The organism is Costertonia aggregata (genome assembly GCF_013402795.1).
In the GTDB taxonomy this organism is placed as follows: Bacteria; Bacteroidota; Bacteroidia; order Flavobacteriales; family Flavobacteriaceae; genus Costertonia; species Costertonia aggregata.
The window spans coordinates 397,524-411,017 of record NZ_CP058595.1; the positions used below are offsets into that span (position 1 = coordinate 397,524).

Genomic DNA, 13,494 nt, shown 5'->3' on the forward strand with positions numbered 1-13,494 from the left:
CACGAATCGTGAAGGGCCTTCGAGGAAGGCGGCTCCCTACTCTCCCACTTGGTATAGCAGTACCATCGGCGCTGGCGGGCTTAACTTCCCTGTTCGGAATGGAAAGGGGTGGGCCCCGCCGCCATGGCCACCTAAGTTTTGCTCCCCTTCGTTTCCCCCCGAAGGGAAAATGCGAAAAGGGCGGTTTTTTAATGCTCCCCTACCGTACGGCGGATGCCGTGCGTAGCCGAAGCGTGACATAATAATGGGACGGTATCGCCGTACGTCTCGTACGTACACATGGCAATGCGCAATAGAAGTGTTCGAGGGGCGCACGGGGCGCAAGCTTACGGGCAATTAGTACCACTCGGCTACGGACGTTGCCGCCCTTGCACCTATGGCCTATCGACGTGGTAGTCTCCCACGGCCCTTTAAAGATATCCCATCTCGTGGCGGGTTTCGCGCTTATATGCTTTCAGCGCTTATCCCGTCCCGACTTAGCTACCCGGCGATGCCCTTGGCAGGACAACCGGTGCACCAGAGGTCGGTCCGGCCCGGTCCTCTCGTACTAGGGCCAGCGCCACTCAGATATCTAACGCCCGCAGTAGATAGAGACCGAACTGTCTCACGACGTTCTGAACCCAGCTCGCGTGCCACTTTAATGGGCGAACAGCCCAACCCTTGGGACCTTCTCCAGCCCCAGGATGTGACGAGCCGACATCGAGGTGCCAAACCCCCCCGTCGATGTGAGCTCTTGGGGGAGATCAGCCTGTTATCCCCGGCGTACCTTTTATCCTTTGAGCGATGGCCCTTCCATGCGGAACCACCGGATCACTATGCTCTAGTTTCCTACCTGTTCGACCTGTATGTCTCGCAGTCAAGCGCCCTTGTGCCATTGCACTCTGCACACGATTGCCAACCGTATTGAGGGCACCTTTAGAAGCCTCCGTTACTCTTTTGGAGGCGACCACCCCAGTCAAACTACCCACCACGCACTGTCCCCTTATGAAAGGGTTAGGCCCTAGACAAACGAAGGCTGGTATTTCAACAACGGATCCACGGCGCCTGGCGACGCCGCTTCGAATCCTCCCAGCTATCCTACACATCGGTTGCCCAAGGTCAATACGAAGCTATAGTAAAGGTGCACGGGGTCTTTTCGTCCCACTGCGGGTAACCGGCATCTTCACCGATACTACAATTTCACCGAGCTCATGGTCGAGACAGTGTCCAGATCGTTGCACCATTCGTGCAGGTCGGAACTTACCCGACAAGGAATTTCGCTACCTTAGGACCGTTATAGTTACGGCCGCCGTTTACCGGGGCTTCAGTTCGATGCGTCCTCCCGAAGGATTTACATCTCCCCTTAACCTTCCGGCACCGGGCAGGTGTCAGGCCCTATACGTCTTCTCTCGAATTGGCAGAGCCCTGTGTTTTTGATAAACAGTCGCCTGGACCTCTTCACTGCGGCCCCCCAAAGGGGGGCGACCCTTCTCCCGAAGTTACGGGTCTATTTTGCCTAGTTCCTTGACCATGAATCTCTCGAGCGCCTTAGAATGCTCATCCCGACCACCTGTGTCGGTTTACGGTACGGGCCGCATAGTTCGCTTTTCTTGGAAGTCGATACGCTGGATTATCGCCTTGGCCGTGGCCTCGGCGTACTATCGGGGCGTTGCCGCTCCCTTCAACGTGCGATTCCGTCTGCACGCACCAACCTCTCGCCTCCGTCGCTTTCGTCACTATGCGGGTACGGGAATGTTGACCCGTTGTCCATCCACTTCCCCCTTCGGGTCCGCGTTAGGTCCCGACTGACCCCCAGCTGATTAGCATAGCTGGGGAAACCTTGGTCTTTCGGCGTGCGGGTTTCTCGCCCGCATTATCGTTACTTATGCCTACATTTTCGTTTGTAACCGCTCCAGCGGCCCTCGCAGGTCCGCCTTCGGCGCCGTTACAATGCTCCCCTACCCCTTGTATGAATACAAGGCCATGGCTTCGGTAATATGCTTATGCCCGATCATTATCCATGCGGAACCGCTCGACCAGTGAGCTGTTACGCACTCTTTAAATGAATGGCTGCTTCCAAGCCAACATCCTGGCTGTCAATGCAGTTCCACCGCGTTTTGTCAACTTAGCATATATTTGGGGACCTTAGCCGATGGTCCGGGTTCTTTCCCTCTCGGACATGGACCTTAGCACCCATGCCCTCACTGCGCAGAAACGTTTCATAGCATTCGGAGTTTGTCAGGAATTGGTAGGCGGTGAAGCCCCCGCATCCAATCAGTAGCTCTACCTCTATGAAACTATCTACACGCTGCACCTAAATGCATTTCGGGGAGTACGAGCTATTTCCGAGCTTGATTGGCCTTTCACCCCTACCCACAGGTCATCCCAAGACTTTTCAACGTCAACGGGTTCGGTCCTCCACTGTGTGTTACCACAGCTTCAACCTGCCCATGGGTAGATCGCACGGTTTCGCGTCTACTACTACCGACTAAGGCGCCCTGTTAAGACTCGCTTTCGCTGCGGCTCCGCCCCTGAAGGGCTTAACCTTGCCGGTAAAAGTAACTCGTAGGCTCATTATGCAAAAGGCACGCCGTCACCCATATGGGCTCCGACCGCTTGTAGGCGTATGGTTTCAGGATCTATTTCACTCCGTTGTTCACGGTTCTTTTCACCTTTCCCTCACGGTACTGGTCCACTATCGGTCTCTCAGGAGTATTTAGTCTTGGCGGATGGTCCCGCCGGGTTCACACAGGGTTTCACGTGCCCCGCGCTACTCAGGATACCACTATCCAAAAGGTCTTTGCCTATACCGGGCTATCACCGTCTATGGCCGCTCTTTCCAAAGCGTTCTAGTTCATCGCTCCTCGAATCACGTGGTCCTACAACCCCATCGGTGCCGTGACACCGATGGTTTGGACTAATCCGATTTCGCTCGCCGCTACTCTCGGAATCACTATTGTTTTCTCCTCCTCCGGCTACTTAGATGTTTCAGTTCACCGGGTTCGCCTCCCTTGCGGGATACTATATCTTCAATATAGTGGGTTGCCCCATTCGGACACCCGCGGATCAAAGGTCATGTGCACCTCCCCGCGGATTTTCGCAGCTTATCGCGTCCTTCGTCGCCTCTGAGAGCCTAGGCATCCCCCATACGCCCTTCTCTTGCTTGTCGCACCTGTACCCGAAGGTACGGCGCCTCTCGTTTCCTCTATTGTTTTGTCATATGTAAATATGATCGTACGGTACCCATCCCCTAAAGGATATGGTACCATACCGTCCCAATATGTCAATGAACGTTGTGGCGGGTCGCCACTGACGGTTAGATATCAGCAACTCCCCTTTTGCGATGGCCCGGGATAAAATGGATTGTCCCAGGGCAACGCCCTGTGGAGAATATCGGAGTCGAACCGATGACCTCCTGCGTGCAAGGCAGGCGCTCTAGCCAGCTGAGCTAATCCCCCATATACTAGTAGTTAGTACATAGTAGTCAGTAGTCAGTACTTCCAACTACTACTCAACTTCTAGAATTTCCTTTCAATACTTTATTCTCAATGAACTTTTTCGTCAATCGGGTAAGTGTAAAAAAACCTTAACTCCATGACCCTTGACCGGCAGCTTTCGCCGCTTTGTAGTCTCAGGCAGACTCGAACTGCCGACCTCTACATTATCAGTGTAGCGCTCTAACCAGCTGAGCTATGAGACTGCTTCGGACACCGGCCCGAGACCCATGCCCTGTATATCGTGATAATGGGTACAGCTTGAGAAGGATCGGACCAATGGAGACAACGGGACCGGAGGGGCCCATCGCATATCGCGCCGTTTCTCTAGAAAGGAGGTGTTCCAGCCGCACCTTCCGGTACGGCTACCTTGTTACGACTTAGCCCTAGTTACCGGTCTTACCCTAGGCCGCTCCTTGCGGTGACGGACTTCAGGTACCCCCGGCTTCCATGGCTTGACGGGCGGTGTGTACAAGGCCCGGGAACGTATTCACCGGATCATGGCTGATATCCGATTACTAGCGATTCCAGCTTCACGGGGTCGAGTTGCAGACCCCGATCCGAACTGTGACCGGTTTTGTGGATCCGCTCCGCATCGCTGCGTGGCTTCCCGCTGTACCGGCCATTGTAGCACGTGTGTGGCCCAGGACGTAAGGGCCGTGATGATTTGACGTCGTCCCCACCTTCCTCGCGGTTTGCACCGGCAGTCCCGTTAGAGTCCCCATCTTTACATGCTGGCAACTAACGGTAGGGGTTGCGCTCGTTATAGGACTTAACCTGACACCTCACGGCACGAGCTGACGACAACCATGCAGCACCTTGCAAAATGCCCGAAGGAAAAGGTGTCTCCACCCCTGTCATAATGCATTTAAGCCCTGGTAAGGTTCCTCGCGTATCATCGAATTAAACCACATGCTCCACCGCTTGTGCGGGCCCCCGTCAATTCCTTTGAGTTTCATTCTTGCGAACGTACTCCCCAGGTGGGACACTTATCACTTTCGCTTGGCCGCCGAACCCGAAGGCCCGACAGCTAGTGTCCATCGTTTACGGCGTGGACTACCAGGGTATCTAATCCTGTTCGCTACCCACGCTTTCGTCCATCAGCGTCAATACATACCTAGTGAGCTGCCTTCGCGATCGGTGTTCTATGTAATATCTATGCATTTCACCGCTACACTACATATTCCGCCCACTTCGATATAATTCAAGACCTGCAGTATCAAAGGCCGTCCTACCGTTGAGCGGCAGACTTTCACCCCTGACTTACAGGCCCGCCTACGGACCCTTTAAACCCAATGATTCCGGATAACGCTCGGACCCTCCGTATTACCGCGGCTGCTGGCACGGAGTTAGCCGGTCCTTATTCTTACGGTACCGTCAGCCGCCTACGCGTAGGCGGGTTTCTTCCCGTACAAAAGCAGTTTACTACCCATAGGGCATTCTTCCTGCACGCGGCATGGCTGGATCAGGCCCTCGCCCATTGTCCAATATTCCTCACTGCTGCCTCCCGTAGGAGTCTGGTCCGTGTCTCAGTACCAGTGTGGGGGATCCCCCTCTCAGGGCCCCTAACCATCGTGGCCATGGTAGGCCGTTACCCTACCATCAAGCTAATGGTACGCATGGCCATCTTCGCCCGCCGTAGCTTTAACGGACCCCCGATGCCGGGGGACCGTGCCACGGGGCATTAATCCAAGTTTCCCTGGGCTATTCCCCTGGCGAAGGCAGGTTCCATACGCGTTCCGCACCCGTGCGCCGGTCGCCATCTCTGTGCAAGCACAGAATGCTGCCCCTCGACTTGCATGTGTTAGGCCTGCCGCTAGCGTTCATCCTGAGCCAGGATCAAACTCTTCATCGTTGTATCTCAAATAACTTCACAACACGAAAACATCCCGGGCCCTCTCCGACCGTTGTCGATCATCGGTCTATCTTCTTCTTTACTGTACCCAATATGTCAATGAACCCTAATCAAAGGAATCCCATAAAGGAACCCCGATCGCCCCCGTGGGGACGCGCCTCTCGAAATGGAACCGAAACGTTCGATCGCCATCCCTAAAGCGGGTGCAAATGTAATATGGTTTTTTTCAATCGACAAATCAAAATGGACTTTTTTTTAAAGATTATTCGAATTATGAGTCCAACATATTATATTACAATTAAATATGCCCCAACAAAATTGGAATAATACCAAAATTTATTGCCATCGTTTCAAAAACTGTACTCTTATATATTGTAAGCGTGGGGGCAAGATGCTATCTTTGCGAACTTATTGTCAAAAATAATGTGTACAATTAAAATTACATTACCGGATGGAAGCATAAAAGAGCACAAAGCCGGTAGCACCCCTATGGATATTGCCAAAGGCATTAGTGAAGGTTTTGCCAGAAATGTTATTTCAGCAAAATTCAATGATACCGTAGTCGAAACCAATACTGAAATTAATGAAGATGGTTCGTTGGTACTATACACTTGGAGCAACGATGAAGGCAAGAAAGCTTTTTGGCATTCGACTTCACATATAGTGGCCCAAGCATTAGAGGAATTATACCCAGGAATTAAATTAACGATTGGACCTGCAATTGAAAATGGCTTTTACTATGATGTAGACCTTGGCGATAAAACCATATCCGAAAAAGACTTTCCCGAAATTGAAAAAAAGGCTTTGGAAATTGCCCGGGGGAAACACGATTTCAAGATGCGTTCCGCCTCAAAGCAAGAAGCACTATCATTATATAAAAATCAGGGAAACCAATATAAGGTAGAGCTTATAGAAGATTTAGAGGATGGTACCATTACATTTTGTGACCATGATACGTTTACGGATTTATGCCGGGGCGGCCATATACCCAATACAGGTATCGTAAAGGCCATTAAAATATTGAGTGTAGCCGGTGCCTATTGGAGGGGAGATGAGAACAATCCCCAACTTACCCGCATTTACGGAATCTCTTTTCCCAAACAAAAAGAATTGACCGAGTATCTTGAACTACTCGAAGAAGCAAAGAAGCGGGATCATAGGAAATTAGGAAAGGAGCTTGAACTTTTTACGTTTTCCCAAAAAGTAGGTCAAGGTCTTCCCTTATGGTTGCCCAAAGGTGCAGCGCTTCGCGAGCGTTTGGAGCAATTCTTGAAAAAGGCACAAAAAAAGGCAGGATATGAAATGGTGGTAACCCCACATATTGGACAGAAGGAATTATATGTTACGTCGGGCCACTACGAAAAATATGGCGCCGATAGTTTTCAACCCATACACACGCCTAAAGAAGATGAAGAATTTTTACTGAAGCCAATGAACTGTCCGCATCATTGCGAAATATACAATTCAAGACCTTTTAGTTATCGCGAGCTTCCCAAAAGGTATGCTGAGTTTGGTACTGTTTATAGATATGAACAAAGCGGTGAACTTCATGGACTGACACGGGTTAGAGGTTTCACTCAGGACGATGCACATATTTTTTGCACACCAGACCAAGTAGACCAAGAGTTCATGAACGTTATAGACTTGTCCTTATATGTACTAGGCTCGCTAGGATTTGAAAACTTTACGGCGCAAGTTTCGGTAAGAGACCCAAAAACTCCCGAAAAATATATAGGTACTGTCGAAAACTGGGAAAAAGCAGAAAATGCAATCATTAATGCTGCCAAGGATAAAGGACTTGATTTTGTGATAGAAGAAGGCGAAGCGGCTTTCTATGGCCCAAAATTGGATTTTATGGTCAAAGATGCACTTGGCAGACAGTGGCAATTGGGAACCATTCAAGTAGACTACACTTTGCCAGAACGCTTTGATTTGACCTACAAAGGAAGTGATAACGAATTACATAGACCCATAATGATTCATCGGGCACCTTTTGGAAGTATGGAACGATTCGTGGCACTTTTATTGGAACATACCGGTGGAAATTTTCCATTATGGCTCATACCCGACCAGGCTATTCTGCTACCTGTTAGCGAAAAGCATGAAAAATATGCCGAAAAAGTTTTAAATTCATTAGAAAATAACGAAATTCGCGCCCTCCTTGATAAAAGGAATGAGACGGTAGGTAAAAAAATCAGGGAAGCAGAAATGAATAAAATACCATTTATGCTTATCGTGGGCGAGAATGAGGAGAAAAACGAGACCATCTCAATACGAAAACATGGCGGTGAGGATTTAGGCGCCCTGACCATTGAAGAGTTTTCGGGCTTGGTAACTAAAGAAATAAATAGTACCTTAAAGTCGTTTTAAAAATTAAGTTTAACTAAAAAGTATACGTCATAGCAATACGAAAAAGATTTAGGCCCCAACCTAGAAGGGAGAACAAAAACCCGCACAATATCAACGAAAAAATTCTTGCGCCAGAAGTAAGGTTGGTAGGAGATAATGTAGAAGTAGGTATATATCCCATACGAAAGGCCTTGGATTTATCCGATGAATTAGGTTTGGATTTGGTGGAAATTTCACCCAAAGCAAAGCCTCCGGTATGTAAGATCATAGATTATAAGAAGTTCTTGTACGAACAAAAAAAGCGCGAAAAGGTCATGAAGGCCAAGGCGTCCAAAGTCGTAGTAAAAGAAATCAGATTTGGTCCGCAGACCGATGACCATGATTATGAGTTCAAAAAAAGGCACGCCGAAAAATTTTTGAAAGACGGTGCCAAACTTAAAGCATATGTTTTTTTTAAAGGACGCTCGATAGTATACAAAGACCAAGGAGAGATTTTACTCTTAAGATTGGCATCTGAACTTGAAGAAATTGGCAAAGTAGAACAAATGCCAAGGTTGGAGGGAAAGCGAATGACAATGTTCATTGCTCCCAAAACCAAAAAGTAACTAACAAATTGTTCAACAAAAATATCAAACGCTACTTACAAAATGGTAAGTGGCGTTTAAATTGAAAACAAGTTAAATGCATATCGATTAGATATTTGAAACCCTAAAAATTTCGGATCGGTATAAAGTGAGATTAATATATAAAGAGAGGAGAAAATGCCTAAACAGAAAACAAAATCCAGTGCCAAAAAGCGATTTAAGCTGACTGGGACCGGTAAAATCAAAAGAAAGCATGCTTTTAAGAGCCACATCTTAACGAAGAAGTCAAAAAAGCGCAAGCTTGCACTAACACATTCAACATTGGTACACGATGCGGATGTAAACAGTATTAAAGAACAATTACGTTTAAAGTAAACAGTAATTGCGGTAAATTAACATTAACCCTGGAGTTGGGCAAATCACAAGTTTTATAAAATATTCGAGTGATTAATCAAGTGGCCACTATGGCCCGCCTGCTACAAAAAATTAAAAATCATGCCAAGATCAGTAAATTCAGTTGCTTCAAGAGCTCGTAGAAAAAAAGTCATGAAGCAAGCCAAAGGTTACTTTGGAAGACGTAAAAATGTTTGGACAGTAGCCAAGAATGCGGTTGAAAAAGCAATGTTATACGCTTACAGAGACCGTAGGAACAAAAAGAGGAACTTTCGTGCCCTTTGGATAACACGTATCAATGCCGGTGCAAGAATGCACGGGATGTCCTACTCACAATTTATGGGTAAACTAAAGGCCAATAATGTAGACTTAAACCGCAAGGTTTTAGCAGATTTGGCCATGAATCATCCTGATGCTTTTAAAGCCATCATCGAAAAAGTAAAATAAATCCAAAATATATCTCACTGCAAAATCCGGTTCAAATGAACCGGATTTTTTATATACCATGACCTGTAACAATAAGGTTTCTTCCCATGGCGTTATTTCTATGCTCGCATAGGTAAATACCCTGCCATAAACCTAAGTTCAATTTTCCATTCGTAATCGGAATTTGAACAGATGCTCCCAATAACGAGGTTTTTATATGTGCCGGCATATCATCGGGCCCTTCGTAGGTATGTACGAAATAGGGTGCATTCTCGGGTACCATTTGATTAAAATGACTTTCAAAATCGTCACGTACCGTTGGGTCTGCATTTTCGTTTATCGTTAAACTTGCCGAAGTGTGTTTTATAAACACCTGAACCATTCCAATAGAAATATTTTTTATTTCGGGCATGGTATCGATCACTATTTTGGTGATTAAATGAAAACCCCTCTTGTAAGCGGGTAATTTTATTTTTTTCTGAAACAGCTGCATAGTATTCACATCAATTTAATATAAAACTAAGGTTATATTCAAACCTTAACAAATACCTTTGTGCCTTTCAAAATGTAAATCATGGATTTATCGAAAATAAGGATGGTGGTCACCGATATGGATGGTACACTATTAAATTCCAATCACGAGGTAAGCTCTAGGTTTTTTGAATTGTTCGAGAAACTAAAGGAAAACAAAATCATATTTGTAGCTGCCAGTGGCAGGCAGTACAATAGCATTATAGACAAATTAAAACCTATAAAGCAAGATATTATAGTTATAGCCGAAAATGGTGGGTTCGCCATGAAAAACGGTTCTGAAATCGTTTCAACACCCTTATCCAACAGTAAGAAAAATGAAGTTTTGAAGGTCTTGGAGGATGTACCCAATGTACACCCCGTGCTATGTAGCAAGGACAATGCTTATGTACTGCAAAACTCTCCCCTTTTTCTGGATAAATTAAAAGAGTATTATACGGAATTTGATATCCTATCGGATTTGAAGGGTTTTGAGAAGGAGATTCTTAAAATCGCCGTTTATCATTTTGAAAGCTCGGAAAAATACATTTACCCCGCTGTAAAACATTTTGAAAACGATTTAAAGGTCAAAATTTCAGGTCAAAACTGGGTAGATGTTTCAAGCCCCAATGCCAACAAGGGGTATGCACTTCAAAAAGTGATGAATGACCACGATATTGCATCTGATGAAATTATGGTTTTCGGAGATTACAACAATGATTTGGAAATGTTGGCATTATCGGATTATAGTTTTGCTATGGCCAATGCACACCCCAATGTTAAAAAGGCGGCCAAGTATACCACAAAAAGCAATGATGATTTTGGAGTGGAACACATTTTGGAAAAGTTATTGAACAAACTTTAAATTTATTCTTAAGTCTTCTGTTTCTTTTTTCTGGCCGCAGGAAACAGTACATTGTTCAATATTAAACGATAGCCGGGTGAATTAGGGTGTAATTCCAATTCCGTTTTTGGGTCGCCCACCCTATGTTGATAGTCTTCTGGATCATGACCACCGTAGAATGTAAAAAAACCTTTGCCTTTGATACCGTGAATGTACCGGGCTTCACTATTCAATTTATTTTCCCCCAATACCATAACGGTAGGCTTTATCTCGTTTCTTGTAAATGATGTCGTTTGCCCCATAAATCCTTTGACCAAAGTCGTATGGTTTTGGCACAACATGGTAGGGACCGGGTCCCATTTGGCAGAAAAATCCATCAAAGAAAAATAATCCGACTCTTTGGGGACATTGTTCCTTTTGTTGGTCATGTCAATTGAAGAAAATTCGTATCGCAAGGGATTGCGCTCCAATGTAAAATTGGTAAATGCGAATGTCCTCTTAAAATCCAAACGACTTTGATAATTGGCATCGGATGGGTCCCCATCGAACATGGGTTCACAAATATCCACTCCTTCGGCGGACAGTGCAATGTCAAAACTATCCGTGGCCGAACACATGGCAAACATAAATCCACCACCTATCACATATTTTCTAATTTTTTCAGCTACTGCACTTTTCTCCTTCGAGACCTTGTCATAGCCCAGTTTAGTCGCCAAAGCTTCCGCTTGCTGCTTTCCTTCGATGTACCAGGGTGCTGCACGGTATGCCCCGTAAAACTTGCCATATTGCCCAGTAAAATCTTCGTGATGCAAATGTAGCCAATCATACAAAGCCAATTTATCGCCCAATACCTCTTCGTCGTATACCGTAACGTAGGGTATTTCCGCATAGGTCAAAACCATGGTCACGGCATCGTCCCAAGGTTGATTCCCCTTTGGAGAGTATACGGCAACTTTAGGAGCTTTTTCGAGAATTACGGCTTCCTGATTTTTGGATGGACTGCCAATTTCATCTAAAATATTTTGTGCTTGACCATCTGACAAAATTTCGAAGGAAACACCTCGTATTTGACATTCTTTACGAATATTTTCCCCATCGGGGAGTAAAAAGGAGCCACCGCGGTAATTCAACAACCACTGTACTTTTTGTTGTTTGGCCAAAACCCAGTAGGTAATACCATATGCCTTTAAATGGTTTTTTTGACTTTCCGAATCCATAGGAATCAAGATGGAAGAGGCATATGTTGATAAAGAAAACAGAAAAAGAAAAAGAGAAAAAAGACTTTTTTTCATAGTATACCATTGAGTCACTTACCCAAAGATAAACGAAAAATAACCGTGAAGTATTTTGAGATGAGTTAAAGGTTATTAAAATTAAAAACTTAACAACCTAAGCAAATAGTACTATACCCCCCTAAAAGGGCACGTCGTTATCGTCATCCGAATTAAGACCGTCGTTCATAGAGCTGCCAAAAGCCTCATTGGCATCGGGAAGGTTTTTGGTAAGGAAAGGGTTGTCATCACCCCCGTTCATTTTGGATTGAAATTCAAAAGGAGAATCAAAATCATCCAAATTATCAAACTTACCAAGGTTACCGATAAACTTTAACCTGATATTATCCAAACCACCGTTCCTGTGTTTTGCCACTATAAATTCGGCCTGACCTTGGGTGGGTGTTCTTTCCTCGTCATCCCATTCATCTATTTTATAATATTCGGGACGATAAATAAAAGATACGATATCCGCATCTTGCTCAATGGCCCCGGATTCCCTTAAATCGGACAATATGGGTCTTTTACTGCCGCCACGGGTCTCAACCGCCCTAGACAATTGGGAAAGTGCGATTACGGGCACATTCAATTCTTTCGCCAAAGCCTTTAAGTTTCTAGATATGGTAGAAATTTCCTGCTCCCTGTTTCCTCCTTTTTGGCTTCCACCTGCGGTCATTAACTGCAAATAATCGATAATTATCATTTTAATACCGTGCTGGGAGGCCAGTCGTCTCGCTTTTGCACGCAGGTCAAAAATGGATAATGAAGGAGTATCATCAATAAACAATGGTGCCTTTTCCAAGGTTTTCACCTTTACGTTTAACTGTTCCCATTCGTGCTTTTCCAACCTACCTGTCCTCAACTTCTCTGAGGAAAGTCCAGTCTCGGAAGATATCAATCGCGTTATCAGCTGTACAGATGACATTTCGAGCGAAAAGAAGGCAACCGGTATTTCAGAATTTACCGCTATGTTCCTGGCCATCGAGAGCGTGAGGGCCGTTTTACCCATACCGGGTCTTGCTGCTACAATGACCAAATCACTAGGTTGCCAGCCCGATGTTAACTTGTCCAATTTGTCAAATCCGGAAGGTATACCACTCAAACCTTCTTTATTGGCGATTTCCTCGATACGTTTTTTGGCTTGGATTACCAGATTTTGTGCCGTTTCTGCAGAGCGTTTTAAATTACCCTGCGTAACGTCGTACAACTTGGATTCGGCGTGATCCAGAAGGTCAAAAACATCGGTACCGTCATCATAGGCATCCTCAATAATTTCGTTGGATATTTTTATTAGACTGCGCTGAATATACTTTTGCAATATAATCCTGGCGTGAAACTCGATATGGGCCGAAGAAGCCACTTTTTGCGTGAGCTTAATAAGGTAAAAATCACCACCTACGCCCTCCAAACGGCCATCTTTCTTTAACTGGGTAGAAACGGTTAATAAATCTACCGGTTCGGAAGTTTCAAATAATTTGAATATAGCTTCATAGATAAACCGATGTGAATCTTTATAGAAAACATCAGGATGTAAGATATCTATTACTTCATCTACCCCCTTTTTGTCTATCATCATTGCGCCTAACACAACTTCTTCTAAATCAACAGCTTGAGGCGGTATTTTACCCCTCTCCAAGTTGATAATGGCTGATGTATCTATTTTACGTCCAATAATAGGGCTGGGTTTCTCCATAGCAACGAAAGTATGCAATTAACATTAAGTTAACTTTAAAAGGTGGCTTTAGGATATCCACCATTCATTAACATTAATGGTGTTGATAAGTTACGA

The 13,494-nt window shown here is 45.5% G+C and carries 8 protein-coding genes, 2 tRNA genes and 3 rRNA genes; 5 read left to right on the top strand and 8 right to left on the bottom strand.

What is annotated here, in order from left to right:
* Positions 1–23 precede the first annotated feature (23 nt).
* The 5 genes from rrf to HYG79_RS01860 all read right to left on the bottom strand — a co-directional run bounded on the left by rrf (position 24) and on the right by HYG79_RS01860 (position 5,328).
* Positions 24–135 (bottom strand): 5S ribosomal RNA (gene rrf, locus HYG79_RS01840).
* Positions 136–316: 181 nt separating this feature from the next.
* A 23S ribosomal RNA gene (locus tag HYG79_RS01845) occupies positions 317–3,149 on the bottom strand.
* Positions 3,150–3,363: 214 nt separating this feature from the next.
* Positions 3,364–3,437: transfer RNA gene (locus HYG79_RS01850), tRNA-Ala, on the bottom strand.
* A gap of 168 nt (positions 3,438–3,605) precedes the next feature.
* A tRNA-Ile gene (locus HYG79_RS01855) sits at positions 3,606–3,679 on the bottom strand.
* 125 nt (positions 3,680–3,804) lie between these two features.
* Positions 3,805–5,328, bottom strand: a 16S ribosomal RNA gene (locus HYG79_RS01860).
* The 16S, 23S and 5S rRNA genes sit together here with 2 tRNA genes alongside, the layout of an rRNA operon.
* A gap of 423 nt (positions 5,329–5,751) precedes the next feature.
* Between HYG79_RS01860 and thrS the strand changes: the two genes are divergently transcribed.
* The 4 genes from thrS to rplT all read left to right on the top strand — a co-directional run bounded on the left by thrS (position 5,752) and on the right by rplT (position 9,101).
* The gene (gene thrS / locus HYG79_RS01865; RefSeq protein ID WP_179240479.1) at positions 5,752–7,698 is read left to right on the top strand and encodes a threonine--tRNA ligase; all 1,947 of its coding nucleotides are present in this window, start codon (positions 5,752–5,754) and stop codon (positions 7,696–7,698) included.
* Between the two features lie 29 nt (positions 7,699–7,727).
* Positions 7,728–8,282 carry a translation initiation factor IF-3 gene (infC, locus tag HYG79_RS01870; protein ID WP_179243459.1) on the top strand — a complete coding sequence of 185 codons (555 nt, stop codon included), beginning with the start codon at positions 7,728–7,730 and terminating at the stop codon, positions 8,280–8,282.
* A gap of 156 nt (positions 8,283–8,438) precedes the next feature.
* Positions 8,439–8,636 (top strand): 50S ribosomal protein L35, encoded by a 198-nt coding sequence (gene rpmI, locus HYG79_RS01875; protein WP_179240480.1) that lies wholly within the window; start codon positions 8,439–8,441, stop codon positions 8,634–8,636.
* A gap of 120 nt (positions 8,637–8,756) precedes the next feature.
* Positions 8,757–9,101 carry a 50S ribosomal protein L20 gene (rplT, locus tag HYG79_RS01880; protein ID WP_179240481.1) on the top strand — a complete coding sequence of 115 codons (345 nt, stop codon included), beginning with the start codon at positions 8,757–8,759 and terminating at the stop codon, positions 9,099–9,101.
* 49 nt (positions 9,102–9,150) lie between these two features.
* Here the strand turns inward: rplT and HYG79_RS01885 are convergent, their stop codons facing one another.
* Complete coding sequence (locus HYG79_RS01885) at positions 9,151–9,573, bottom strand: secondary thiamine-phosphate synthase enzyme YjbQ (protein ID WP_179240482.1); 423 nt, start codon at positions 9,571–9,573, stop codon at positions 9,151–9,153.
* Positions 9,574–9,654: 81 nt separating this feature from the next.
* On the opposite strand from HYG79_RS01885, the gene HYG79_RS01890 reads away from it, so the two are divergent.
* Positions 9,655–10,455, top strand: a complete 801-nt coding sequence (locus HYG79_RS01890; RefSeq protein WP_179240483.1) for an HAD family hydrolase — start codon at positions 9,655–9,657, stop codon at positions 10,453–10,455.
* Positions 10,456–10,463: 8 nt separating this feature from the next.
* Here HYG79_RS01890 and HYG79_RS01895 read toward each other — a convergent pair whose 3' ends face one another.
* Together HYG79_RS01895 and dnaB are read right to left on the bottom strand one after the other, a co-directional pair.
* The gene (locus HYG79_RS01895; RefSeq protein WP_179240484.1) at positions 10,464–11,726 is read right to left on the bottom strand and encodes an asparagine synthetase B; all 1,263 of its coding nucleotides are present in this window, start codon (positions 11,724–11,726) and stop codon (positions 10,464–10,466) included.
* A 121-nt stretch (positions 11,727–11,847) separates the two neighbouring features.
* Complete coding sequence (gene dnaB / locus HYG79_RS01900; protein WP_179240485.1) at positions 11,848–13,398, bottom strand: replicative DNA helicase; 1,551 nt, start codon at positions 13,396–13,398, stop codon at positions 11,848–11,850.
* Between the last annotated feature and the right edge of the window lie 96 nt (positions 13,399–13,494).